The organism is Formivibrio sp. oc-25, assembly GCF_055810895.1.
In genome coordinates this window covers 1-26012 of record NZ_JBVVOL010000008.1, presented here as the reverse complement: position 1 = coordinate 26012, position 26012 = coordinate 1, and the positions used below count along the sequence as shown (strand labels likewise).

Genomic DNA, 26012 nt, shown 5'->3' with positions numbered 1-26012 from the left:
CGCAAAGCCCCTTTCCTGCCCGCCGTGCGGAAACGGCACCTAAACATGCGCCGCAGGCGCTGAACTAACAACCTTTGGCGCTACACACTGCGCCCACCTCGACCTGAAGGCTACCGCGTGCCGTAGGTCGGGTTTTAACCCGACTGCATCGGCAGTGTGTCGGGTTGAAACCCGACCTACGCCAGAATCATTTCGAATACTTGCGAATCGCCGCCTGGATCTCGGCGATCGCCTGCTCGATATCGTCCTCGGTGACCTCGCCGGGCGTGGCGGTGCCAAGCTGGCTCATGTGGGTGCTGATCACGGTATCGATATCGAGTTTCTGCGTCGAAATGAAATCCCGGTCGCGGCTTCCGGATTCCTCGGCCTCGTGCCAGTTCACCGCAATGGCCGACAGATTGTCGCCCTCGTGCCCGCCGCGCATTTCGGCTTTATCGAGCAATTGCGGCAGGGCGAACAGTGCCGGAAAGGCGCTCAGGAAATGGATCAGCTCCGGCTCGGTCAACTCGCCCCACACGCCGTCGGTACACAGCAGCAGGGTATCGCCATCCTGTAGCGCCACTTTGCCGCCCGATTCGATTTCTGGCGGGTAAAAGCCACCCAGGCAGGTGTAAACCTTGTTTTTCTCGGCATGATGCCGCGCTTCTTCCGCGGTAATCACGCCTTCATCCACCAGTCTGCGCACCTTGGAGTGATCGCGTGTTTGCGCCAGGATCTTTTCGTTGCGCAGCAAATACAGGCGCGAATCGCCCACATGCGCCCAATAGGCGATGCCATCCTGCACCAGGCAAGCCACGCAGGTGGTACGCGGAACTTCCACCATGCGGTGCGTACTGGCGTAGTTGAAAATGGCATCGTGACACATGTTGAGCGTGTCGCTCAGGAACTGTGCCGGGCGCGGTACCACCGGCTTGGCGCGTTTCTGGAACTGGTCGCAGGCAAGTTCCACCGTGATCTGCGCGGCAACTTCGCCATGCAGGTGGCCACCCATGCCGTCGGCCACCACCAGCAACAAGGCATCGCGGCTGTAGGAATAGCCAACCCGGTCCTGGTTCGATTTGCGGCCGCCCTTGCGGCTGTCCTGATAAATGGTGAATTTCATGGATTGTCTTCGCTGCGGCTGCGGGTGATCACTTGCCATTTACGCTTGAGTACATGCAGCACGGATTTTTTCCTGCGGGGAGCGGAGGGTTTTTCCAGCAACATTTTCTGCAGTTGATGCACGCTCTGCGGTCGTTCATTGCAATCGAAACGCAGGCAGCTATCCACGATACGCAGCAGTTCCGGCGAGTAGCGGTCTGCAAAGCTGGTGGTGATGTCCTGCAGCAGTTTCGGATTCTTTTCACGATCCTCGGCTGAGGGGGGCGGCATGCCGGCAATGCAGGCATACATCGAAGCGCCCACACCATAGATGTCGGTCCAGGGGCCGAGCTGATCGCTGCGCCGACCCTGTTCCGGTGCGGCGAAACCCGGTGTATACATCGGTGCCAACCGGCTGTGTTCGCCTGAAAGTGCTTGGCGTGCCGAGCCGAAATCGAGCAGCAGCGGCGTGGAATCCTTGCGGATATACAGGTTGGCCGGTTTGATATCGAGGTGCAGCAGCTTGTGCAGGTGCACTTCGCGTAGCCCATTCAGAATCTGGTAGAACACATGCCGGATCAGCGTTTCACTCACGCCTTCGCGATCGCGCTTGAGCTGGATTTCCTTTTGCAGGGTACGGCCACGCTCGTATTCCATCACCATGTAGACGGTTTCATTGGCACGGAAGAAGTTGATCACGCGCACGATGTTCGGATGGCGGATTCGCGCCAGCGTCTTGCCTTCCTCGAAAAAGCATTTCAACCCGTGCTTGAACAGCAGATCATTGCCTTCATTGCTGGCTTGAACCAGCACATCGCCTTCCCGGCGCAGTGCGAGCGAATTGGGCAGGTATTCCTTGATTGCCACCGGATAATCGTTCTCGTCATGCGCCAGATACACCATGCTGAAACCGCCGGCAGACAGCAGTTTGGCAATGGTGTAGTTCTGCAACTGGTAGCCGCGCTGCAGCGGCTCGACGCTGGGATTCGCCATCCTCGAGGATTCACTATATTCTTGTTGTTCGATCTCGGATTTTGGATTTAGGGGCCGGGAAAGTAAAGGAAACGCAAAGCGAACTGCAGCTTTTCCCCCCGTTACACACGCATGACTGGACAAAAAATGATCTACAGCATGACTGGCTATGCCAGTGCGCAGCGCGAATGGCCACAAGGCACGCTTCAGGTGGAGCTGCGCGCAGTCAACCACCGCTTTCTGGATGTCTCGATGCGCTTGCCTGAAGAATTCCGGGCGCTGGAGAGCGCAATCCGGGAAAAGCTGGCCGCCCGTCTCAATCGCGGCAAGGTGGAATGCCGCATCGCCTTCAACAGCCAGCAGGGCGTGGCCAACAGCAGCCTGCAATTGAATCGCGCGCTGGCAGAAAACCTGCTCAACCTGGGTCGCGAACTTTCTGCGCTGGCCCCCGAGGCCCGACCGCTGGGTATCGGCGAAGTACTGCGCTGGCCCGGCGTGATGGCCACCGATGCCCTGCCGCCGGAAACCCTGCAAAGTACCGCGCTGGAATTGCTCGAGCGCGCGCTGGAAGACTTCCTCGCCAACCGCGCACGCGAAGGTGAAAAGCTGGCCGGCCTGCTGCTTGATCGTGCCGCGCAAATGGAAACGCTGGTTGCCGAAATTCGCCCGCGCATGCCGCAGATCGTGGCCGATTATGAGGCCAAGCTCACCCAGCGCTTTGTCGATGCGCTGGGTACGCAGGATGACGAGCGCATTCGCCAGGAAATCGTGTTGTTCGCCCAGCGTATCGACGTGGCCGAGGAAATGGATCGCCTGACCGCGCACATCGCCGAGCTGCGCCATATCCTCAAGAAGGGCGGCAACGCTGGCAAACGGCTGGATTTCCTGATGCAGGAACTCAACCGCGAAGCCAACACGCTCGGTTCCAAATCCGTATCGGTGGACAGCAGCCGTACCTCGATGGAGCTCAAGGTGCTGATCGAACAGATGCGAGAGCAGGTCCAGAATATTGAATGATGTTTCATCCTGTATCGCTGAACTGCACAAACCCGCATTCCACAAGGCTTTCGGGTTTTTTGTTGCCTCTTGCAGTGTCACGGCGTAACATCAAATTACACATTTTCTGTGTACCCATTTGTACCCCCACTGGCAAATAATCCCCTCAGTTATGGGTACATACGCCGGAGAAACGATATGGCAAAGCTTACCGATGAAATTATTTCTCACTGGATCGAGTCCGGGGAGCGGTTTCAGATGCGCAGTGATGGCGGCGGGCTGTACTTGTCATTCAAAGATAACTACCAATCCCCTGTGTGGCTTTTCCGTTTCCAGCAGTCCGGGAAGCGGCACAAGCTGAGCCTTGGCCGCTATCCGGGAATGTCCATAGATGCCGCCAGAGAGCTTGCACGCAGCTATACGCAGATGCTCGACACTGGCGAAAGTGTGCTTGCCGCCATTGGAAATAAGCGGAAGAACGACAGCGACAAAGATTTAGCCAGAACCTTTTCAGCTTTGCTGAGAGAGGCATCGCTACAAGGTGCAAAGCGCATGACTGTCACGATTGAGTTTGAAAAGGGGGAATCATGGCAAGGCTGACAGACATGCAAATCAAGGCGTGGATGCAGGCTGGGGAACGATTCGATGCACGCAGTGATGGTAATGGCTTGGTGCTGTGTTACCGCGAAGGCTACGCCGTTCCGGTTTGGCGCTTGCGCTATCGCTTCGAAGGGAAAGCCCGCGTGATGGTACTAGGCAGCTATGCCGATCTATCCTTGGCAGCAGCACGCAAGACGGCCAAGGAAATGAATGCCCGCATTGCCTTGGGTTATGACGTGGCAGCAGAGAAGCAGGCCCGCAAGGCTGATGCCGTGGCAGCAATCGAAGCAGAGAAAGCCGCTCTCACCGTGGGGCAACTGGCCGATGAGTATTTCGAGCGCATGATCGTGGGCCGCTGGAAGCATCCCAACATCGTGCGTGCTCGCATCGAGAAAGACATAAAACCCAATATCGGCAAAATCAAGCTGGATGAAGTAAAGCCGCGCCATATCGACGCCATGCTGCAAGCCATCGTGAAGCGGGGAGCGCCGACCATTGCCAATGATGTACTCCGCTGGATTCGCCGCGTGTTCGATTACGGCATCAAGCGGCACATGATGGAAGTGAACCCGGCCAGCGCCTTTGATCTTTCCGATGCTGGCGGCAAGGAAGAAGCCCGCCGCCGTGCCTTGTCACGTGAAGAACTGGTCACGCTGTTTGAAGCCATGCCGAACGCCAAGGGATTCAGCGTGGAAAACGATCTTTCCATCAAGCTGCTGTTGCTGCTGTGCGTGCGGAAAATGGAACTACTGGCCGCCCGCTGGGATGAGTTTGATTTGCCCAATGCGGTGTGGCACTTACCGGCAGAACGCACCAAAACCGAAGAGCAGATTGATATTCCCCTGCCAGCGCTGGCGCTGGAATGGCTGGAGACGCTGAAACGCCTGGCTGGGGCAAGCCCGTATGTTCTCCCTGCCCGCAAGATGCAGCAACGCATGTTGCCGCACGTGTGTGAATCCACGCTGTCCGTGGCACTGGCCAAGGTTAAGCATGGTCTGGAACCATTCACCATTCATGATCTGCGCCGCACCGCTCGCACCCATTTGGCTGCGCTGGGGGTACTGCCGGATATTGCTGAGCGCTGCCTGAATCACAAGCTCAAAGGCGTGGAAGGCATCTACAACCAGCATGATTATTTCGACGAGCGCCGGGACGCCCTGGACAAGTGGGCTTCACTGCTGGACGCGCTGATTACCGGCAAGCCGTACAACGTGATACCACTCAAAGGCAGACAGAAAACCGCATAACCGAGTTTGCCGCGCCTAGATCGGCCAATCGCCCTGACCCGCTGGCGCTGGCAATCATTCACAGGGATAGGTGCCTACAGGGGGCAGGATGTTTTTACCAGAGCATGAAATATGGAAATTTGCTTATGCCGGCGATGAGCTTGATGACTGGCTACCATATGCCGAAGATTTGGTTCGGAAGTGGTCAATTCAGAGTAAAGACGAGATAAAGTTTGACTCGTTTCAAATCACCCTTGCCACTTTATTGTTGAAGGACGATTTGTTGCCAGCCCCGGCTAGGGCTGCATTCGCAGATGTCGTGTGGGAGGCCATGAACGATGCCTTTGAGAAAAAGTACACACTGAAAAGTTTGCACATTCATCCACCTAAGGCCGGCAGGGAGAAAAAGGCACTAAATCCGCTTGGATTCATCATGCTGTCAGTGAGCAGAATCATCCGAAGTGGAAAAACCGCTACCGAAGCGTATCAAGAAGTGGCCGATGAATGTTGCAAATCACCTGACACGATAAGGCGATTATACGAGCGACAAAAAAAGAGAAGTCGGAAGCACGGGGAAATCAAAAAATGATTCCCCCGGTGCCTTACTAAACCATGATGTATTTAATGCGAAGCCACTGCAAACCGCATCAAGGAGATGCAAAGCATGGCTACCACAATTACTCAAGCCGCCACTCGCCGCGATTATTCCGGCCTCCCCGCTACCGGCTTTGTCCGGCTTTCGCAACTTGCCCGCAACCCCAAGAGGCCGGATGCACCCGCACCGGTTCCGGTATCGCCGGTCACCATTTGGCGCTGGATTGCTGCTGGTAAATTCCCCAAGCCCATTAAGCTCTCCGAAAACGTCACTGCCTGGAAGGCCGAAGAAGTGCGCGCTTGGCTTGACCAGCAAGCAGCATGAGGGGGCGATCATGCTAAAGAAAAGCCGCCATCCTTTTGCGGAGAATGACGGCCGGAACGTGCAAAACCATTCTACCGTGCCGATTATTTCCGGCCAATGCGCTGAGGTGTTAGCGCTGATCCGCGAGCATGGGCCAATTTTGTCATTCACTCTGACAGCAGATCATGCCATCCCGGAAACCGCAGCACGGATACATGAATTGCGCGAACTGGGCTTCAATATTAAGACCCGTATCCTGCCTGGCATTTCTTTCCGGGGGCGCGAGCGCCGCAATGTGGCCGAATACAGCATGGGCATACCAGAATGGACGCGGCCTGGCGTGAAGGCTGGCGCTGTTGCTGCACAGGCAGATCTGTTTGGCGAGAGTGAGGGGGCTGCCCATGAATGTCCCTGATCTTCCATTCCATGACATTGCCACAGCCTTAGCCCACATTCCTGCCCATGATCGAGATTGCTGGGTACGCATGGCCATGGCGATCAAATCCGAGCTGGGCGATGCCGGTTTTCCGGTATGGGATAGCTGGAGCCAGACCGCAGATAACTACCACGCCAAGAGTGCCAAAGCCGTCTGGAAAGGCATCAAGGCTGGCGGCAAGGTATCCATTGCAAGCCTGTTCCATGAAGCCAAGGCCAATGGCTGGATGCCCAGCACACCCTACACACCACCCACACCCGAGCAACGCGCCGTACTGGAAGCCGAGCGCAAGGCAGCAGCAGAAACCGCCGCTGAGATCGAACGTCAGCAACGCGATGCCGCCAGGATCAAAGCCGCCCGCCTGTGGAATGAAGCCCGCGATGTAGATGCAGATCACCCGTACCTGTTGGCCAAAGGGATCTGGCCCGAAAGCGTGAAGCAGTTGCGGCAGATGCTGGTGCTGCCGATCCGCGTAGGGGGCGAACTGGTCAACCTGCAACTGATTGGCGAGGACGGCAACAAGCGCTTCCTGACCGGTGGCCAGGTCAAGAACGGTTCGCTGGTACTGGGCAAGTTGGCCGGTGCCGCCGAGGCCATTTTGTGCGAAGGCTGGGCAACGGGGGTGAGTCTGCGAGCCGCTACCGATCTGCCCGTGGTGGTGGCCTTCAATGCCGGCAATCTGCCAGTGATTGCAGAACGATTGTTCAAGTCACTGCCAGAACTGGCGCTGATCGTGGCCGGAGATACCGACGAAAGCCAGACCGGCCAGAAAGCAGCACAGAAAGCCGCCGCACTGCACGGTAATGCCAGATGGTGCTGTCCATTCTTCTCCCCCGAGCAAATCCATCTGCGCCAGCAGGAAAGCGGAAACCTGCCCAGCGACTTCAACGACCTGCACCAGTTGGCAGGACTGGAAGATGTGGCACGGCAAGTAAGAGCACCAATGCTGGTCAATGTTGGCATGGCCACCTCAGATCCCGCAGCGTCCGGTCAACAACGATCTGCTGACACCTCGAACCATGAGGATGCATTGATCGCTGATCTGGCCTCACTCCCCTTGCTGCAGTATGAGCGTCGCAGGGCAGGTGCCGCCGAATCCTTGGGCATCCGGGCTAGTGTGCTGGATAAACTGGTGATTTCAGCCAGAAAAGAACGGGCATCTGCTCAGGCCGAAGCCGAGCAAGGCACCATGGTACTGTTCGATGACATTGAACCTTGGCCAGACCCCGTACATGGTGATGCCGTACTGGGTGAGGTGCTCCAACTGCTACAACGTTATGTGATTGCCGACAAGGAAGCGTTACGCGCTGGGGCTTTGTGGTGTGCTTTAACCTGGCTGATTGATCGGGCTACCGTGATGCCTATTGCCCTGATCAGCGCCCCGGAAAAGGGTTGCGGCAAATCAGTCATGCTTGAGGCACTTTCTCACCTTTGCTTTAAGCCGCTACCCGTGGCCAGTGTCAGCGCTGCCGCCATGTTTCGCGCTATTGAGAAATGGCAGCCAACCTTGTTTATCGACGAGGTGGACACCTTCATGCGCGACAATCCAGAACTGGTAGGTGTGATCAATTCCGGCCACACCCGGCGCAATGCGTTTGTCCTGCGGACGGTGGGTGATGATTACGAACCCAAGGCGTTTTCAACCTGGTGTGCCAAAGCACTTTCAGGGATTGCAGCCAAGAATCTGACGGATTCACTGGTTAGCCGCTCGATCATCTTCAATCTGCGCCGCAAACTCCCCACAGAAAAGACCTCACCATTGCGCCGCGATTCTGCCCGCTATTTCACCGACACCAAACGCAAGCTAATGCGCTGGACTCAAGATATTGCCGATCAGTTTGCCTGCGCTACACCTGCACCTTTCGGGTTAGACAATCGTGCTGCCGACAACTGGGAGGGCCTGATTGCCATTGCGGATATTGCCGGAGGCGCCTGGCCGCTTTGGGCGCGTCATGCGGCACACCATATTGCAGGATCGGTGGAAGCCGCACCCAGCATCAACCAGGAACTGCTGACCGATATTCAGAACGCATTTTCCAGAAGGAGGACCGATAAACTGCACACCGCCCAATTGCTGGCTGAACTGTGCAGTGATGAAGAGTCGGCATGGGCCACTTACAACCGGGGGCGCGAACTGAGCGCCAAACAGCTTTGTAGTCGGCTGGCAGAGTTTGGCATCAAACCCAAGCAACTCTGGATCAGCGGCGAAGGCAATCGCAGAGGGTACGAACTGAACCAGTTTAATGAGGCGTTTTCTAGATATTTAGCGATCGAGACACAAGACGTCAATTTAAAGAATTTTTTACACCCACCCCTACAGGAGCAGTACGAAACGTTTATTGATGCAGAGCACAGGCCCGAAATCGCTTTTCTAAGTGCTAGAACGCTAGACGCCAATAACGGCGCGGGTTCCAGCCATTTCACATACGCTAGAACCCCACCCCCTCTAGCAGATGAAAAAACGCTGAAACCCAATAAAGGCGCGGGCTCTAGCGTTCTAGCGAGAGAAACACCCCAAAGTTCCGATGTGCGACGATGCACACCTGAAGACGCTAGATTTTGCCTGAACAATGATGAGTGGCTGGCAGACTACGCAGCCGCTGAAATGGGGGCGTCTGATGATGTTGAATACTTCTGATCTGCTGGTGTCGATCACAACCGCCTGATTAATTTCCCGAGCCATCAATGGCAAGCAATTGGCAATGATCAATTCACAACAACCTAGTATGGCTCTTAAATTCCATTTCCATGAAATCTCCATCCAATGATCGCCTGCTGAAATCAACAGCTAAGGCTATGATGAAACAATATTTAGGCTTGCTTACTGGAACCCGATCATGTCACGAGCAACTTTTTGGATCTCAACACTGGCTATTGGAGCTGCGCTCTACCTACTGGTTGGATGGATGCGCAGTCCGAAGCCTGTTGATTGGTATTTCAATCATCCAGTTGAGCGCACAGAAGTTTTGATAGACTGCAATTCACGCTATACCAGCGGAAAATTGAAAAGCTATCTGCAGGACAATGACTGTGCCAACGCGATGACGGCTGCCAGACAGACAAACCGACTTATACCGAACTGATTTCGATTTGCTCTGCCTTGTTTAGCTTGAATGTCCCGCACAATCCTACCTTCATGCAGCAGCCTTGAATCAGATTGTTCATGTGGCGGATGACTGAAGCCGCAATCAACCCAGTGCGAACACGCCATACAGTGGGGTTGTTCGTAGAGATGACATGCTATCAACCCAAAGTACTGGCAATTCGCAAACGAGAGGAAAACAAGTCAAATCTGCAAACGTTTCGGCCTGGTCTCTCTGGCGGAAAGGCTTGGTCACGGGTGTGCCGTACTGATTACAGACCAGCCAACCTCGGGGCGACCGTTTGACAATCCTATCGCGGTCTCGTAGTTCCACAAGGCAGTGCCCATATTCAATGCCAAGAGCCTTTGCCAATTGCTGTGCCACCTCAGGCAACCGGCTGCGATAGAGCATTTCTGGTGGATTCATCCAGCGATCCGCCTGTAACTCGGGCGTGCTCCATGCTAGGCCATCCATGCCTTGGCGCTGTGCCCACCAGAGCATCAGCTTCATGGCCATAAGGGGCCACTCTTTCCCATAGGGTGCGGGCGGTAACGCTACTGTTCTGGGTTTGTTTTTGTTGGCGTTAAGATCTGCGTGCCAATCGCTCTGGATTTCATCCAGGAACAGGATACGCCGGCCTTCCTCTGTGTTGTAAATGCTGGTTCGGATATGAATCAGGACATTGCGTGTGCTGTAGTGGCGCGAATAGTAGCTTTCCGGCCAATCCTCAAGGGTTATCAATATTTCACGATAATCTCTGCCGCCAGCCTGTGCGTATTGCTCCCACTTTGGAATCGGTTGGTCTTTGGCCCATGCATGAAAATGCTCACTGATCCGCATTTCAGCATATGCAATCGCATCTTCTGGATCGGGAAAACCGCACAGTGGTTGCTCAATTCGTTTGCCATGCTCATCCAGGACGCACCACCAGTCGATCCTGGTTGAAAAAAGATCACGGTGCCTGGTTCGAACAATTTTCCAACCCACTGATCGATGTTGGTAACGGATGATGTGCAAGGTCGCAGGGGTATTTCCCAGCAGTCCACGGCGCTTGTATTCCTTGAAAGAGATACGCTGACAACAGGGCTGCCAGCCCGCAAGTGCGTTATATCCTAATCGCGCCTCGCACAGCATGGAGGGCTGCACATGCCGCAGGTCTATCATGGCCAATACCTCACTCTGAGTGAGAATGGTCTCTGCGGCTTTCTGCCGTAACCGATTCAGCACCCCTGATTCATCCAACTCCTCCTGTTTGAGTCCCTTTCCTGTCAGGCTTTGCAGTGTTGCCAGCCATTGTGTGACGGAGGATTTTTTCAGGCGGGTATTTTTGATCAGATCAGGTAATGATGATTGGAGTGGCGGCAAAGCTAAGCGGGTGCTGTAACGCCCATCATACTTGCTGGCTATGTGGGACAGCGCTGGCCACTTGTCTTTTGCGAACTGACAAAACCAATTCCAGGCACTGTCAAAACACTCCGGTTGGTGTCGCTTTAATTGTTGTAGCCATTGTGCCGCCGTCTGACCGGTGAACCGGAAGCAGGGAATACCATGCTCAAAGTGAACGGTATCGATCAGCGAGGCAAGATCCCAATAGGTTACCTCCTTGGGTAGTGGCAATTTTCGTCGACGTAGCAATTCGTCAAACCGGTCTGATCGTAGATCAAGCAGGCTGCCGTCTGGTAAGGGGTAAAACATGTGAAGTTGTTCGGCAGGCATGGCAAGTAGCTGATTCGTGCAGGCAGCAAGGCCCAGGTCTTTATGTGGTGATCAGACTGTAGTCGCTAGTTTTTGTGACGAGATGCCAACAAAATATCTTTTGGGAGTTACGCAAATCTGACCGGTTACAATGACAACTATAGTTGAACACTCATCGAATGCCGGACTGCGGTACAAACATTGACATTTTTGCTGGCCGAAAACATCAAAAATACGGTTTTGCCATTTTGACGAACGAACTATTAACCGGAGGTGGCTCATGGCAAGAAAATGGACGGAAGCACAGCGTCAGCATCAGCGGGAATTGATACTGCGTGTAAAGCCGTGGGAAAAGTCTACCGGCCCGACGACGGAGGCAGGCAAGGCACGCTCCTCACAAAATGCCTACCTTCATGGAGGATGCGGGGCTTTTGTGCGGGTCGAGTTGCGCATGCTTCGGCGCCAGGTTCGAGATCTGCATCAAGCCATGAGGGATTGTGGTTATTACCCTGGGTTGAAATAGGCCAGATCCTGGTGTGTATTGGGAAGCAGAAATCATCGGGGGCACTGCCCGTGGCGACAAGTGTCAGCTCATTTACCCACAGATGACGACAGAAAATGAATTATCAATGCACGCAATGTGATGCCTCTTTTTTCTGGCCGGTCTGGATCGGTCAATGTCACTACCTGATGCCTGATGGCCAGATATACAGGCTGGAAACACAGGTGGGCTGGTGTCACTACTGCAACGGCATGCGGCACTTCGAGCAACTCGAAGATAATTTGCAAAATGTGCTGAATGCTTTGCAAAAGATCCGGCATCCACTGGAACAGAAGCTAAAACGGTGGAGCTTTCTTAGACCTTGGTTGTTTCACGGCACTGTCGAACAGATCAATGCCTGCCATCGTCTTGAGGCTGAGGAAAGAACGCGCGTCCATTTTTTGGCTGACAGATCACATCCATGCTGTTTGGGGTGCGGCAATCATGCGGCGCCGGATAGCTTCGATGAAAAATACTGGTCAGCGTGTGCGGTCTGTGGATCAGTGCTGGAAAAAGTCCCGCCTGTTGCACGTTTTCATCACAAGCCAGCGCTGGTTTATTACGATGACCAAGGTCAACGCGCCAGTGATAAGTATCTGGACGCGCACCAAACTCAGGTAGAAGATGATGCGCTGAATCTTGTCCGTCGCGCCCTTTGGATTGAAATTAATTTCCCGTAATTCCTGCTTTTACCAGGAAAAAGCTAGATCCACGTTCAATAATTAGAACTTATTGGCATTGACACAAATATCTTTCACCTAGCACCATAAGCTTGACGACGAAACTTGGCACGCAACGGTTCTGGCAGACCAATGCAATATATTGGCGTACTTTTTGTGCGCTTCATTTGAACTTGTTGGAGCCAGAGCATGACCACCATTCCCGCATCACTTTCCGTTACTAATACAGCCAGCATTTCTGAGCTTTTATCGCTTCGTCACGTTGACCATGCCGCCGACAAGGTAGACGTTGAAGCACTTCGTATTGCAGCCAATGACCACTTACTGCAGATTAGCTGTGGCATCCGTGCCATGGGCATCATGCTGCGCGATACCCCGGCAGAAGACCCACAACTGGTTCAAGACATTGGTTTTTTGCTTGGCGTGCTTGGAGATGTTGCGTCCGAGCTGTGCGCGCTTTCAGAAGATTTTCGGTCATAGCGTGCATTTGAAACGCTATGCGGCATAGAGCGTGATGAGAGCCGCATGAAAAGGGTACTGCAGCAAAATGGAATGACGGTAATGGGGCAAATTGATGGACACATGATTTTTATGTGTACCCCTTCGTGTACCCCTTCGATCTATTGAATAACTGAAACACTTGTAAGCATTGGCTTTGACGGCAATACTCAATATTCAGGTCCAACATCGAATAAGCGCCACGCCCTCTCCCGCAAGCGCGGGAGAGGTTGGTCAGGATTTCTGCATTAATTGCGCATCACACAACCGAAGCTGGCCGCTTCCTCGCTGGAACCACTGCCGCGGTATTGCGCCACGGTCGGGAACGGGCACAGCAGGCGGGTGCGGTTCGCGGCCCAGTTGGCCGGGATTTCCGGGTTGGGCAGGTTGGAGCCGGGGCCGCGTGCGCTGGCTACAATCGCTTGCGGTGCCTGGCCTTTTTCCACCCAGTTGACCAGCGCTTCGACCAGATCGAACTGATCGGTGGCCGGGCCGTTGCGGCTGTGGTTCATGCCGGGCACCAGATACAGGCGGGTGCTATGGTCGGTGGCCGCGCCATGGCGGGCCTTGAAGCCCTGATACCAGTTCACCGTATCCATGGCAGAAAACACTGGATCGGCCACACCGTGCGCCACGATCAGCTTGCCGCCGCGTGCCACAAATTTTTCCATGCCGGTGATATCCGGCGGCACCATGAAATCCTCGGCTGAGTCGGTGTAGACCGCATTCTTGGCAAAAATCTTCGGGCCATCGCGATTCAGGTCAAACCCCAGCGCGAAATCGATCAGGCTGTTGCCTTTGCCATCGACGACTGCTGGCGATTGCGGCGGTGTGCTGAACACAAATGCCACCGACACCGCATCGCGCGGGCCGACCGAATTCACGAATTTCCAGTTGCGCCAATCCTTGCCGGCAATGCCCGCATCCCACGCTTTGCCGACGTAGAAGGGCTTGCCATCGCTGGTTTTCGGGCCGGCAAACACGGCGGCCAGCGTGGCCTTCTGTGCCGCGCTCAGGCCGGGAATATCGCGCTCGACATCAAACTGGCGCAGGCAGGCCATGGTGTCAGCAACGATGCCATCCTGCAGGCCATCGAGCGCATCGCAGCGGGCCAGTACGCTGCGCGAGACCTGTGCCAGATCGGCCGGGGTAAAGCTGGTTTCCAGATTGGGGCGATTGCTTTTGGCATCCTTTTGCGCCACACGCGCGAACTGCTGCGCATCCCACAATTGCGTCACGGCGGCGCGCGGCAGGTTGAAGCCGGGGGCCGATGCCAGCACGCCATCGTATTCGCCGCTGTCGCGCGCGGCAGCCATCATGGCGTGACGCCCGCCGTTGGAGGTGCCGACGATGTAGGAGGTATCTGGCCGCTTGCCGTAGTAATGGCCAATGATGGCCTTGGCCATCAGCGTCAGTTGCGCGACGGCGTTGTAGCCGTAATCGCGCCGCGCTTGTGGATCGAGACCAAAGGTGCCGCCACCGATCGGCGTGGTTTTATCCAGCAGGTGACCGGCATCCGAGCTGATCACGGCAAAGCCCTTGGTCAGCGCGTTGCTGCGCGGCCCGCCGCCCAGAATCTCGCCGAACGCCGGGGCCAGCACGCCATCGAGTCCGCCGTTGGCCTGATAGAAGAAGCGGCCGTTCCATTGCGTGGGCAGGCGCATCTCAAAACCGATGGCATAGACTTTGCCGTCCACCGGGCTGGTGCGCTCGTTGAGCTTGCCCTGGATGATGCAGTGTTCCGGGATCGGGTCGGTAATGCCGGGGCGTGTGAGCTGGTTTGCGGCGATCTTTTCCACCGCCGTGACTGCCATGCCCGGATAAGCCAGGTTGGCTGCAAGATCGCTGCACTGCTTGAGCGCAGCTGCCGGGCTAGCGGCACGCGGTGCGGTAGCGGGGGATTGCAGTGCGGCACACCCGTTGAGCAGCAGGGTGGAAGCCAGGGCAAATGCGGTCAGGCGGAAAGTGTTCCGGATTTCAGGGGAATGGATGGCGTGCATGATCGATCCCCTCATTTCACGCGATACACACGCACCAGCACGGCCTGGCGTTCCGGGCGCAGGCTGTCGAGCGTGCCGACATAGACCGCGCGGTTCAGCCAGCCATACTTGCCTTCGGGCGCAGTGATATCGACCTTGGAAAAGGCATAGCGTTGCCCATCCTTGGGTTGGTCGATCAAGACCTGATTGCGGATGGTCAGCATCGCACCATCGTCGGTCTGCATTTCATAGAAGGCATCGAGTTGTTTCACGCCATCCTTGCGCACCAGTTGCCGATCCACCCCGCCACCCAGCACCGCACCGCTCAGGCCCGGCCCGCTGAAGCGGCCACCGGTAATCGGCACCATGCGCCGCTCGCCCAATGGACCATCGCCCAGCATCATCGCCGGGGCGATATCGACAATCGCTTCGTAGACCAGTTCGGTTTGCGGCAGGTTCAGCGGAACCTTGGCCGTGAGTGCCATATCCGGTTGTGCGGTATTGGCTGCCAGGGAAAATTGGGCAGAAATGCCGATTGCCAACGCAATCAGGCCTTTGCGCCATGGGGCTGAAGCGGATGTTTGAATCTTGTTATGCATCTGATTTCTCCTCCAGATTTTATTAAGGTGACCTTTAAATTCACCTGCATCGCCGCAGGTCGGAATTCATTCCGACATCCCCAGCCGTGGGTTGTCGGGTTAAAACCCGATCTACCGCAGCGTGCATGGGTGCGAGTGCAGACACGGAGAATTCTCCATTCAGATGAAAACTTAAGGTAGTACAATCAAATCAACTACATTGTTAAGTTGAAGCTAACAAATGGATTCCTTCGAGGACATCGCTTTCTTTGTGCATCTGGTCCGCATGGGCAGCCTTTCCGCGCTGGCGCGCGAGCGCAATATCACGCCTGCAGCGGTGAGCATTCGCCTGCACAAGCTGGAAGACCAACTCGGTGTGCGCCTGCTCAACCGCTCGACGCGCAAATTCAGCCTGACGCATGAAGGCGAGGTGTATTTCACGCGCGGTGCACAGTTGCTGGCGGATATCAAGGATCTGAACCAGTCGATTTCCAGCGGCCGCACGCACCCGCGAGGACTGTTGCGCGTGAATGCGCCGCCAGCCTTTGGCCGCTACCGGATTTCGCCGCTGGTGGCGGAATTTGCCCGCCTGTATCCGGAGGTCGAGGTGCAGCTCAAGCTGTCGGATAACCCGCTCGATCTGATCGAGAGCGGGTTCGATGTGGCGATCCGCTTCGGCTTGCCAACGGATTCACGCCTGGTGGCCCGTCGTCTTGCACCTTGCCGGCGCATTCTCTGTGCTTCGCCGGTCTATCTGGCTGCTGCGGGTGAACCGCTTGAACCGCGAGAACTGTTGCAGCATGAGTGCATCGTCAAACTTGATGACGAACAGGCCGGAACCTGGATATTCAGCCGGGGCGACAGACAGGAAACGGTAAAGATCCGCGGGGCGCTCAGCAGCAACGATGGCGAAACCATGATGAACTGGGCGCTGATGGGGCACGGCATCATTGTTCTGCATGACTGGCACATCAAGCGTTTTATCCGCTCGGGCCTGCTGCGCCAGGTACTGCCCGACTGGTCCCTGCCGGACAATCCCATCTACGCCATGTATCCGGAGCGCACCAACCTGCCGGCCAAGGTGGCGGTTTTCATGGAATTCCTGGCGCAACAGCTGGCGTGTGTGTACGAAGAGAGTATCAACGGTTGATCGTTTGCCCTCTCCCCAACCCTCTCCCGCACGGGTGGGAGAGGGAGCAGAGTCGTATGGCCAAGCGTCTCCCCTCGCCCGTTTCGCGGGAGAGGGGCTGGGGAGAGGGGCTGGGGAGAGGGTAAATCGCCGGAAGCTCTTCCGATGGAGGCGGCACCATGTACGGCCCGCAGTTGCCTTTCTCGCAAGCATTGCACGCGCGCAAATACCGCAGCGAAGGGGAATCATTTGCTGACGCCATGACGCGGGTGGCGCATGCCTTGCAGGATGACACGCGCCACAGTGCGCAACTGCTGGAAATCCTGCTGCAGATGCGCTTCCTGCCGGGGGGGCGCATCCAGTCGGCGATGGGGGCGAGCCATCTGGCCACGCCGTACAACTGCTATGTGAGCGGCACGATCGCCGACAGTTTTGTCGATGGCGAAGGTTCGATCATGGACCGAGCCAAAGAGGCCGCAGCGACGATGCGGCTTGGCGGAGGCATCGGTTACGGCTTCAGCACCCTGCGTCCGCGCGGCGATCCGGTGCATCGCCTGCAATCGACTTCGTCCGGTCCGGTGAGCTTCATGCCGGTGTTCGATGCCATCGGCAAATGCGTGGCGTCTTCCGGCTACCGGCGCGGTGCGCAGATCGGTGTATTGCGTGTCGATCATCCCGATATTGAATTATTCGTGCAGGCCAAGCAGCCCGCCGCCGAGCTACAGCCGCTGTGGGCGCAAATCACCGCCTTGCCCCCAGGGCTGCCACAGCAGCAAGCGCTTGCCGCACTGCAGGCGACGCTGCCGCTGTCCGGCTTCAACTTATCAGTGGCGATCACCGACGAATTCATGCAAGCCGTCAGCCTGGGGCGAACCTTTCTGCTCCGCTTCAATGGCCGCAACTACCGCGAGGTCGATGCCGGAACGCTGTGGGAGCAGATCATGCGCAGCACCTGGGATTGGGCCGAACCCGGCGTATTGTTTATCGACACCATTAACCGCATGAACAACCTGTGGTATTGCGAAACCATCGCCGCGACCAATCCGTGCGGCGAGCAGCCCCTGCCGCCATTCGGCAGCTGCCTGCTCGGCTCGTTCAACCTGGTGCGCTACCTGCGTCGGGAACGCGCAGGGGGTTTCACTTTCGATGGGGCGCAATTGCGTGCCGATATCCCACCAGTGGTGCGTGCCATGGATAACGTGATCGACCGAGCCCACCATCCGTTGCCGCAGCAGCGCACGCAGGCGCAACAGACGCGCCGAATGGGGCTGGGCGTGACCGGATTGGCCAATGCCGCCGACGCACTGGGCTTTGCCTACGGCTCAGCGGCTTTTCTGGCCTTCGAGGCCGAAGTGCTCGAACTGCTGCGTGATGAAAGTTATCTGGCCAGCACGCAACTGGCGCAGCAGAAAGGCGTGTTTCCACTGTTCGATTCCGGCAAGTATCTGGCCGGGCCGTTCATTCAGACCCTGCGCGAGGATGTGCGCGAGGCAATTGCGCGCCACGGCATGCGCAATTCTCACCTGACTTCGATCGCGCCGACTGGCACCATCAGCCTGTGTGCCGACAATGTCAGTTCCGGCATCGAACCAGTCTTCGCGCACCACATCGCGCGCAGCGTTGCCGGCCCGGAAGGCGGGCAGGTTGAAGTATTGGAGGATTACGGCGTACGCGAGCTGGGCGTGTACGGCAGGACGGTGGCACAGGTGACGGTCGGCGAGCATGTTGCCGTGCTGACCACGGCGGCGCAGCGCGTGGATGCGGCGGTCAGCAAGACCTGCAATATCCCGGCCGGTACCGCGTGGAATGATTTCAAGGAAGTCTACCGGCAGGCCTGGGAAGGTGGTGCGAAGGGCTGCACCACCTTCCGGCTGGATGGTTATCGTGCCGGTATTCTGGCGCCGCAAACACATTGCGGAATCGACCCGCACGGGCCGTGCTAAGAGTGAGAGGAGGTTCTCAGTCCAGCTTGACCGGCAAGTCGTCAATACGCACCGGCAGGCCGGTTTGCAGCGAACGGTTGCCGGCAATGCCGGTCAGGATCGACATGGCGCCGGCGCGGTGATCGGCCGCACGCTGCAGCGGGTCTGCCGGCGGATTGCCGAACAGGTCGTCCAGCATCACCTTGTCGCCGCCGCCGTGGCCGCCTTCGCCAAACGTCAATGGTACGGTATAGGGCGCATCGAACATCGGGAACACGCGCAACTCGCACGCCTCCATCGCGCCTTCCTTGGCTTTCTCGCCGCCGGCATTTACGTAGGATTTCTCGACGATCTTCATCTCGATGCGGCCTTTCGAGCCGTTCATCACTACGTTCAGCCCTTCCCACGGCAAATAGGCGTTGAGCGAGTAGGTCAGGATCGCCTTGTTGCGGTAGCGCACCACCAGTCCGAGCGTATCCTCGATATTGATGCCATCGCCAAATACGCTCTGGTCGCGGTAGTAACCGTCTTCATGCTCGGCATCCAGATACAGCGCCTTCAGTGATTCGCTTTCTTCCATCTGCAGCGCAAACGGATCGCCCTTGGCATTTTCCTGACCATGTGCGCGTGAATAGAACTTGGTGACGCCGCGCTGTTCGGCATTTTCCTTGCCATAAAAGCGCAGGCCGCCCTGGGCGAACACGGTTTCCGGCTGCGTATTGAGCCAGAAATTGACCAGATCGAAGTGGTGGGTGGATTTGTGCACCAGGAGGCCACCGCTGTTGCGTTTGTCGCGGTGCCAGCGGCGGAAGTAGTCGGCACCGTGCTGGGTATTGAGCAGCCATTCGAAATGCACCGAGAACACCTCGCCGATCACGCCGTTCATGATCAGCTCGCGCAACTTGCTGTGGTGCGGCGCATAGCGATAGTTGAAGGTCACGCGCAGTTTGCCCCCGGTGCGTTCAACTGCATCGAGGATGGCCTGGCATTTCTCGCTGTCGATGGTCATCGGCTTTTCGGTGATGGCATCACAACCGAGTTCCAGCGCGCGGATGATGTAATCGTGGTGGGTGCGGTCGACCGAGGTCACGATCACGATATCCGGCTTGCACTCGCGGATCATCTGCTCGAAGTTTTCCGCGCGCCAGGAGGGTACCGGCGCATGACCCAAGCCGGTAACGATCTGGTTGGCGTAGGCCATGCGGGTTTCGTTGCTGTCGCAAAAGGCCACGAAACGGGCGGTGTCCTTGTAATCGCGCGCAATGGCTTCCAGATAAAGTCCGGCACGACCACCCGTGCCGACCAGTGCGTAAGTCTTCATATCCTCTCCTTGTGCTGCCGGCAGACGCTGCCGCGCGGCAGGTTCTCAGAACCTATTCACGATATTCCGGTTGATCAACAGACTGACAGTTATTGAGCAAGCAGGCTTGGGCGCCGGGTGTGGCCAATACCACGTTCTGCATGGTCCAGTTGCGCGCGTTGGCGATCTTGCCGGGCCGGTCGGTATCGATATGGATGTCTTCCCAGTGGAAACCCGCAAAAGGTTGTTCCGGGAAGCCTTCGATATCAAAGCCATAGGCCTGGGTCGGTTCGGGCGTGTGCATGCCGACCGACGATGAAGGCTCCGCCAGCCGCGCAGAACATCCCCGGCTATTAACCGTTATCCGGTTGAAACGAATATTGTAGAAATGCGGCATGCCGCGCTCGGGCGGCAAAACGGGTTCGGCCAGCACCTGCCAGTGCGCCGGAATTTCCCCTTGCCATGTCGGTGGAATCGCGCAGTAGGAGTAGCTGGGCATCCAGTTGAGCACGAAGCGGAACGGGCGCGGCACATCGATCATCTCGATATCGTGGATGTGGATGTTTTCGATCACACCGCCCCGGGTTTTTGCCGATTTGAAACTGATGCCGATCCAGGTGCCTTTAGCCTTGATGTTGTAGACCTCGACATCGCGGATACCGCCGGAGGTTTCGCTGCCGATAGTGAAGATGCCGTGACCGGCCCCCACTTCGCAGTTGCGGATGACGATCTTCTCGCACGGCCGGTTGACGCGCAGGCCATCGGCATCGCGACCGGCTTTCAGGCAAATGCCGTCATCGTTGCAGTCGATCACGCAGTTCTGTACCAGCACGTTGCACGATGAATCAATGTCGATTCCGTCCGAACTCGGACCGAAGTTTTCGCAGATTTTCAGGCCATCGATCACCACCTGATCGCTGTAGCACACGTGCACGTTCCAGAAGCCGGAGCGTTTGATAGTCAGCCCTTGCAGGCGGATATTGCGGGCGTTGAATACCAGGATATTGCGCGGGCGCTTGCAGTCGTAATCCACCGCCCAGCGCAGTCCCTTCGGATCGTAATCGGCCAGCATGCCGCCCTGTTCGTCCGGCCCCCAGTATTTGTTCCACCAGTACTCGCCCTGACCGTTGATCACGCCTTCACCAGTCAGCGCCGCGCCCTCTACGTCATACAGGTTGACGAGTGCGGCCGGCCACACCATTTCGATGCCGGCCACGCGCGAGGGCAAGTCGGGGTAGGCCGATTCATCCTGAATGCCGCGCAATTCGGCGCCAGCCTCCAGGTGCAGCTCAACTTTGCTGGGTACAAACAGCGAGCCGGTCAGATAAATGCCGGCGCTGACCCGCACACGACCACCGCCGGCGGCTCCGGCGTGATCAAGGGCCTGCTGCAAGGATGCGGTACAAAGGGTTTGACCGGACGGATCCGCACCGAAATCCGAGACGCGATAAGTGGGTATGGGCATGTCGTGCAATTTCCGTATGCAAAAAAAAACCGGATTGCACCTTGCGATGCAATCCGGTCTGGTGAGGCTGATTATCTGGCGATGCGACGCAGCAGGGCGTTGGTATCATCCACCAGCATTTTGGCGGCTTCCTGATCGCTGATCTTGCCCAGGACGGCTTTTTCGAACACTTCACGCACCCAGGTCTGCATGCGGCTGTATTCTGCCACCGGCGACGGGGTATCGATCTTGAGCGACTCGATCTGCTTCATGCCCTTGAGTTCAACCGGCGTGAACATGTTGTTCTTGATCAAGAAGTCACGCTGAGTCTTGGTCATCGGCACGCCACGCACCGTACCCAGGATTTCGGCAGCTTCGGTCGAACCCACCATCCAGTTGACGAACCTGGTGGCCATTTCGGCATTCTTGGAGTTCTTGCTCACGGCAAACATCATCGACGGACGACCGATCACGCCGGAATTCTTGGCACCTGGCATGGTCAGGTAATCGGCCACATCAAACACCATGGTCTTCGGCGGGGTGGACAGACGCGGCTTGAAGGTCGAATCCCAGGTGAAATCACCGGCGAACTTGCCGCTGACCCAATCAGCCATCTGCTCGGTCGGGGTTTCCGGGTGGCCACCACCGGCACTCACGCGGTATTGCTGCGGCGGCACCACATGATCGGCCACCAGCTTCTTGTATACCTTCACCCATTCTTCGGCTTCGGCCAGGGTGTAGGCAACCTTGGGCTGGTTCGGGTAGATCCAGGGCTTGCCGGTCTTCTGCCACATGTAGGATTGCGCCATCAGCAGGGTATCGTTCAGCTGGCCATCCATCGGGTAGTAATCCTTGCCCAGCTTCTGCTCAAACACCTTGCCGGCAGCAAACAGATCATCCCAGGTCTTGGGCAGCGGCAGACCTGCCTTGTCCCAGGTGGACTTGTTCATCAGGAAAACGCGCGCGGTGTAGGAAACCGGGATGGCATTGACCTTGCCATTGACTGCGCCTGTCTTCCAGGATTCGTTGATGAAGTTGTTCAGATCGATTTCCTTGGATTGCTTCAAGTCATAGAAGCCATTGCCATCCTTGGAAAATTGGGTAACCCAGGCCCAGTCAATCTGCATGACATCCGGCTCAACCTTGCCGGCGATCTGGGTGGAGAGCTTGTCGACATAACCGTCGTAGCCCATGTATTCACCCTTGATGGTCACGCCCGGGTTCTTGGCCTCGAATGCCTTGATGGCTTTCAGAGTGGCTTCGTGGCGGGCACCTGCACCCCACCAGCTGAAGCGCAGGGTAATGTCTTGTGCTGCCGCGCTCTGGGCCAGTGCGCCCATGACGACGATGGAAGCTGTGATGGTTTTCAACATGACTTTCATATCTCTTCTCCTTGGATTTTTCCTTGCCGCCGTGCCAGTTCAGTGCCTTTGCCGGCAATTGCCCATCGGGTGAGTGTGATGGATCAATACCTACAATTTATAGGGGATTGTAGCGATCTTTCCTTGACTACCTTGCCAATGGTAGATGCATGGTGGCGTGATGACAAAGACTGATTGCATGCCGTAACTGACACGCAACCAATAAAAAAACCGGAACTGGGTAGGGTGGCCAGTTCCGGTAAAAGGACCCACATGAATAAAGCTGGCTGAGATCAGAAGTCGGTACGCATCCCGACACTGAAGGCTTTCACGGTTGAGCCTGCGCCGGCACTCAGACCCGTACCGGTAGTGATGGAACTGGTCAGATTGCTACCCGCTTTATCGCCATTACGTGTGTAGTTGATCCCGGAAGTCAGCATGGTTTGCTTGCTCAGGTTGTAGTTCAGGCCGAGCGAAACACCCCAGGTTTTGGAGTCTTCCACGGTGTTGCCGTTGTATTTGCCATCCAGCAACATGCCGAAGCCTGCGGCATACTGGAACTTGCCAACCTGATAGGTGGCACCCACGCCCCAGGCATCCTGCTTGCCAACATTAAGCTTTGCATCCTTGCGATCAACGCGGTTCCATGCTGCGCTCACATTCATCCCCTCGGTGGGCTTGATATTGCCGCCGATGATCAGGGTCTTGTAGTACGCATCCTTGGCTACTGTCGAAGCTTCGGCCTTGGAAGAACTGTTGTTATCGACCTGCTTGTAAGCTACGCCGACATCAAACCACTGGTGCTTGTAGAACGCCGATGCACCGTAGCCTTTGGAGAAGGTGATGTCATTGGTGACCGCAGTAGTGGTCGGATCATCGATCTTGGAACCAAAATCGTACTGGGCCTTGAAGGCAAATCCCCCCCAGGATGGCGAGTTGTACTGCAGCAGATTGGTCGGCTTGGTTGCACCGCGACGAACAAAGTTCACCACACCGCCTGACGTTTCCTCGATGTTGTTAACGCCGCGGTAAAAATCACCCATCGATTGATCGATCAGATCATCATAACGACCTGCCTGCAGGCGACCGAAATCGCCACCGATCGCAACAAAGGTATTGCGGTCACCAAACACGGGAGTGGAGGAGCCATCGTTGGCGCTGGCGCCGACACGAGGGCGGTGTTCCGATTGCCAGTAAACGGTCATGCCGTTATCAAGTTTGTCGCTACCGCGAAAGCCGAGACGGGATGACTGGTCAACCAGGCGCACCTTGTTGACATTATTGGCCACAGTGGTGGAACCGGATACCGAATCATATTCGATAGCGGTACGCAAGGAGCCATATACGGTAACTTCTGACATGGCCAACGGCGAAACCATCAAGCCAGCAATGGCCATTGCAAGATACTTCTTCATATTATCCTCTCTGCATGTATTGATTGTGTTTATTTAACGATTTCCCAGTTAATGGAATCGTACATGAACGCCCCGCCTTGATTGCGCAGGGTAATGACATTGGCACCGGTTTTGAGCAATTCTGCCGGTACTTCAATGCTCTCGTTGTGATACAAACCATTAGTCAATGCGCCACGATAAATGGTTTTATCATTTGGATAATTGATATCTGAAACTTGCTTGCCATTCACCAAAACAATCATTCTTGGTGCACTCGGCTTGGTCATGCCGCTATTGCTGGCAGAGGCAAAGGCTAGATTCAAACGACGAGAGGATTTGATATCTTTTTCGTCAAAATGAATATTCCAGTCGCCGAACTTTGTTTGCGCATAGAACCAGTCAGAATTCTTGTTGATGCCTATCTTGAAATCCAGTGATTCCGGAACCTTGGTTTGCCATTCATAGTTTCTGGGTTTGTCGGCAAGCTGGTATTCCGCAGCGGTCCTGTCTGCAACCCCGATGCTCCATTGGTAATTGGCCTTGGCTGGCAATGCAATATTGCCCAGATCTTTTTTACCGGCCTCTACAACCAGTTCACTTTGCAGAATATTGCCCTGCTCAATTCCGCTCTGGGTATAAATCGTCAAGGCATAGGTGCCGGGACGAATAGCTGGAATGCTGAATTGGCCATTGGCATCGGTACGGGCATGGTAGATGTAGCCCTTGGTCTGCAGTTCCGGATCGCCTCGTACCGGCGAGATCACCACGTTCAGAATTTCACCGCTGCGACCAGTGACCTTGCCGCTGATATCTGCGCGTTGCTGGGGGTAAAGCTTTTCGTTAACCCACTTGAATGGCCACTGTGGTTTGAGTTTTTGTGCTTGCTTGGCCGCATCGCTGATGACCTCGGCATCCTTGCCCTGATTGATATACAGCTGCCATGGGCCATACATCTTTTCCCACTTCGGCGGCGCCATCAGATCCGGCGTGCCCATGTGCGCACCCGTCATATAGTTCAGGATGATGGCATCCTGATGCACCATCAGATCCTGCTTGAGCGGGCCACCCGAGAAGTAATCGTGGTTTACCGGAATGAACCATGCACCATAGCCGCCCCCCAGCGCCCCCCAGAACTCATTGCGGCGCTGATAGTCAACCAGATCGTATTTGGAATAAATCTTGCCATCTGGCAACTTCCAGGTTTCATCCTGGATAACCGGCATTTTTTCGACATCGCCATACAGCGGCGGCGTACTGATGCCGTTTGCTGTATACAGATTGTTCATCAAGGCAGCATTGAAGCGATAAATCGTGCGCAATTCGCTGACCAAAACTTCCTTGTCTGTGGTATTTCTGGCGATTACATATGAATACAGGCCACTTTCGCCCTTGTTCATTACCAGGTGATATTCCAGATAAATCTTGCCGTTCTTTTCCGTCCAGGCAATATGTGCGCGCTCGCCAGTGTCTTCAATAACGTTCAAGACTTCCGGATTGAAATGCGTGACGCCACGGGAATGGTAATCCAGATAAAAACTGCGAACTCGGCTTGGGTCACGTGCGGCGCCGGCCAGATTTTCTACCAGGTTGACGCCATTCTTGATGACGGCCTTTGCGCTGGCATCTGCTGCAAAATCAAACTTGACGATTCCGTTGTCGAGTGTCGCCGCCAACCCATTTACCTTGAGCGAAACCTTGTCATCTGCGGCCATTGCCGATGCAATGGCAGTCATCATAAAAATACTGCTTATATATTTCTTCATTACAACCCCCTCTTCTCATGTTGTAGGCGTAAATTACCTGCTACGTGAATGTAATACCTTTGAAAAAATGCCAGTTTTATTTGTTGAATGTCTTTTTCTCAATAAACTGGTATTCCTTTACATCAATTAACATGATTCGAGTGGTGACCGGTAACATTTGGGGGCAAGCAGCCCTTCGACGAGGCTGTCAGAGCGAAGAAAACGGGAAGCGATTCACGACGAATTTGTATCCGCAAGCGCGCGCCGCCACAGGGCGCACCAATGAAAAAGCCCCCATCAGTGATGGAGGCTCTGTTTAGCGGTGGCAGGGCTTAGAGAGAAATATTGCTGCCGGATTCTGCATCGAAGAGATGGCAGTGCTCCATTCTCGGGCAGAACTCATACTGCTCGCCACGACCCTTCTGGAAGATCTCCTTCAGGTTGTCTGCTTCCATGCG

General features: G+C 55.9%; 21 protein-coding genes and 1 pseudogene. 12 read left to right on the top strand and 10 right to left on the bottom strand.

Annotation, left to right across the window (positions count from 1 at the left end):
- Positions 1–187 precede the first annotated feature (187 nt).
- Together AC0KVQ_RS07045 and AC0KVQ_RS07040 are read right to left on the bottom strand one after the other, a co-directional pair.
- A complete protein-coding gene (locus AC0KVQ_RS07045) occupies positions 188–1102 on the bottom strand; it encodes a PP2C family protein-serine/threonine phosphatase (protein WP_473420435.1) in 915 nt (304 codons plus the stop codon).
- Positions 1099–2073 carry a serine/threonine protein kinase gene (locus AC0KVQ_RS07040; protein WP_473420434.1) on the bottom strand — a complete coding sequence of 325 codons (975 nt, stop codon included), beginning with the start codon at positions 2071–2073 and terminating at the stop codon, positions 1099–1101. The genes AC0KVQ_RS07045 and AC0KVQ_RS07040 overlap by 4 nt, the downstream gene beginning before the upstream one ends.
- Before the next feature lie 111 nt (positions 2074–2184).
- Between AC0KVQ_RS07040 and AC0KVQ_RS07035 the strand changes: the two genes are divergently transcribed.
- From AC0KVQ_RS07035 to AC0KVQ_RS07000, 8 genes and pseudogenes are all read left to right on the top strand, one after another.
- Entirely contained in the window at positions 2185–3069 is an 885-nt protein-coding gene (locus AC0KVQ_RS07035; protein WP_473420433.1) for a YicC/YloC family endoribonuclease, read from the top strand.
- Between the two features lie 177 nt (positions 3070–3246).
- Positions 3247–3648, top strand: a complete 402-nt coding sequence (locus tag AC0KVQ_RS07030; protein WP_473420432.1) for an Arm DNA-binding domain-containing protein — start codon at positions 3247–3249, stop codon at positions 3646–3648.
- Positions 3636–4895 carry a tyrosine-type recombinase/integrase gene (locus AC0KVQ_RS07025; RefSeq protein ID WP_473420431.1) on the top strand — a complete coding sequence of 420 codons (1260 nt, stop codon included), beginning with the start codon at positions 3636–3638 and terminating at the stop codon, positions 4893–4895. The genes AC0KVQ_RS07030 and AC0KVQ_RS07025 overlap by 13 nt, the downstream gene beginning before the upstream one ends.
- An 88-nt stretch (positions 4896–4983) precedes the next feature.
- Positions 4984–5463 carry a hypothetical protein gene (locus AC0KVQ_RS07020; RefSeq protein WP_473420430.1) on the top strand — a complete coding sequence of 160 codons (480 nt, stop codon included), beginning with the start codon at positions 4984–4986 and terminating at the stop codon, positions 5461–5463.
- A 75-nt stretch (positions 5464–5538) separates the two neighbouring features.
- Positions 5539–5793, top strand: a complete 255-nt coding sequence (locus AC0KVQ_RS07015) for a helix-turn-helix transcriptional regulator (RefSeq protein WP_473420429.1) — start codon at positions 5539–5541, stop codon at positions 5791–5793.
- Positions 5774–6187 carry a helix-turn-helix domain-containing protein gene (locus AC0KVQ_RS07010; RefSeq protein WP_473420428.1) on the top strand — a complete coding sequence of 138 codons (414 nt, stop codon included), beginning with the start codon at positions 5774–5776 and terminating at the stop codon, positions 6185–6187. Before AC0KVQ_RS07015 ends, AC0KVQ_RS07010 begins: the two co-directional genes overlap by 20 nt.
- Positions 6174–6407: pseudogene (locus AC0KVQ_RS07005) on the top strand (PriCT-2 domain-containing protein); the annotation flags it as partial. The gene AC0KVQ_RS07010 and the pseudogene AC0KVQ_RS07005, both read left to right, overlap by 14 nt.
- A 27-nt stretch (positions 6408–6434) precedes the next feature.
- Complete coding sequence (locus tag AC0KVQ_RS07000; protein WP_473420556.1) at positions 6435–8846, top strand: DUF3631 domain-containing protein; 2412 nt, start codon at positions 6435–6437, stop codon at positions 8844–8846.
- 550 nt (positions 8847–9396) lie between these two features.
- On the opposite strand, the gene AC0KVQ_RS06995 is transcribed toward AC0KVQ_RS07000, so the two are convergent.
- The gene (locus AC0KVQ_RS06995; RefSeq protein WP_473420427.1) at positions 9397–11007 is read right to left on the bottom strand and encodes a hypothetical protein; all 1611 of its coding nucleotides are present in this window, start codon (positions 11005–11007) and stop codon (positions 9397–9399) included.
- Positions 11008–11604: 597 nt separating this feature from the next.
- On the opposite strand from AC0KVQ_RS06995, the gene AC0KVQ_RS06990 reads away from it, so the two are divergent.
- Entirely contained in the window at positions 11605–12207 is a 603-nt protein-coding gene (locus tag AC0KVQ_RS06990; protein ID WP_473420426.1) for a hypothetical protein, read from the top strand.
- Between the two features lie 189 nt (positions 12208–12396).
- A complete protein-coding gene (locus AC0KVQ_RS06985) occupies positions 12397–12687 on the top strand; it encodes a hypothetical protein (RefSeq protein WP_473420425.1) in 291 nt (96 codons plus the stop codon).
- 266 nt (positions 12688–12953) lie between these two features.
- Here AC0KVQ_RS06985 and AC0KVQ_RS06980 read toward each other — a convergent pair whose 3' ends face one another.
- Both AC0KVQ_RS06980 and AC0KVQ_RS06975 read right to left on the bottom strand, forming a co-directional pair.
- Positions 12954–14705: a tannase/feruloyl esterase family alpha/beta hydrolase gene (locus AC0KVQ_RS06980; RefSeq protein ID WP_473420424.1), complete on the bottom strand. Its 1752-nt coding sequence runs from the start codon at positions 14703–14705 to the stop codon at positions 12954–12956.
- Between the two features lie 11 nt (positions 14706–14716).
- The gene (locus AC0KVQ_RS06975; RefSeq protein ID WP_473420423.1) at positions 14717–15283 is read right to left on the bottom strand and encodes a DUF3237 domain-containing protein; all 567 of its coding nucleotides are present in this window, start codon (positions 15281–15283) and stop codon (positions 14717–14719) included.
- Between the two features lie 220 nt (positions 15284–15503).
- Here AC0KVQ_RS06975 and AC0KVQ_RS06970 point away from each other — a divergent pair, with 220 nt between their 5' ends.
- Together AC0KVQ_RS06970 and AC0KVQ_RS06965 are read left to right on the top strand one after the other, a co-directional pair.
- On the top strand, positions 15504–16412 hold the full coding sequence (locus tag AC0KVQ_RS06970; protein WP_473420422.1) for a LysR family transcriptional regulator: 909 nt from the start codon (positions 15504–15506) through the stop codon (positions 16410–16412).
- A gap of 158 nt (positions 16413–16570) precedes the next feature.
- Positions 16571–18334, top strand: coding sequence for an adenosylcobalamin-dependent ribonucleoside-diphosphate reductase (locus tag AC0KVQ_RS06965; RefSeq protein WP_473420421.1), 1764 nt, complete (start codon positions 16571–16573; stop codon positions 18332–18334).
- Between the two features lie 16 nt (positions 18335–18350).
- Here AC0KVQ_RS06965 and AC0KVQ_RS06960 read toward each other — a convergent pair whose 3' ends face one another.
- The 5 genes from AC0KVQ_RS06960 to AC0KVQ_RS06940 form a co-directional block, all read right to left on the bottom strand.
- Positions 18351–19634, bottom strand: coding sequence for a Gfo/Idh/MocA family protein (locus tag AC0KVQ_RS06960; RefSeq protein ID WP_473420420.1), 1284 nt, complete (start codon positions 19632–19634; stop codon positions 18351–18353).
- A gap of 52 nt (positions 19635–19686) precedes the next feature.
- The gene (locus AC0KVQ_RS06955) at positions 19687–21078 is read right to left on the bottom strand and encodes a glycoside hydrolase family 28 protein (protein WP_473420419.1); all 1392 of its coding nucleotides are present in this window, start codon (positions 21076–21078) and stop codon (positions 19687–19689) included.
- Positions 21079–21149: 71 nt separating this feature from the next.
- Positions 21150–22439, bottom strand: coding sequence for an ABC transporter substrate-binding protein (locus AC0KVQ_RS06950; protein WP_473420418.1), 1290 nt, complete (start codon positions 22437–22439; stop codon positions 21150–21152).
- Positions 22440–22711: 272 nt separating this feature from the next.
- Positions 22712–23833: a porin gene (locus AC0KVQ_RS06945; protein WP_473420417.1), complete on the bottom strand. Its 1122-nt coding sequence runs from the start codon at positions 23831–23833 to the stop codon at positions 22712–22714.
- A gap of 29 nt (positions 23834–23862) precedes the next feature.
- Complete coding sequence (locus AC0KVQ_RS06940) at positions 23863–25548, bottom strand: polysaccharide lyase family protein (RefSeq protein ID WP_473420416.1); 1686 nt, start codon at positions 25546–25548, stop codon at positions 23863–23865.
- Positions 25549–26012: the final 464 nt, after the last annotated feature.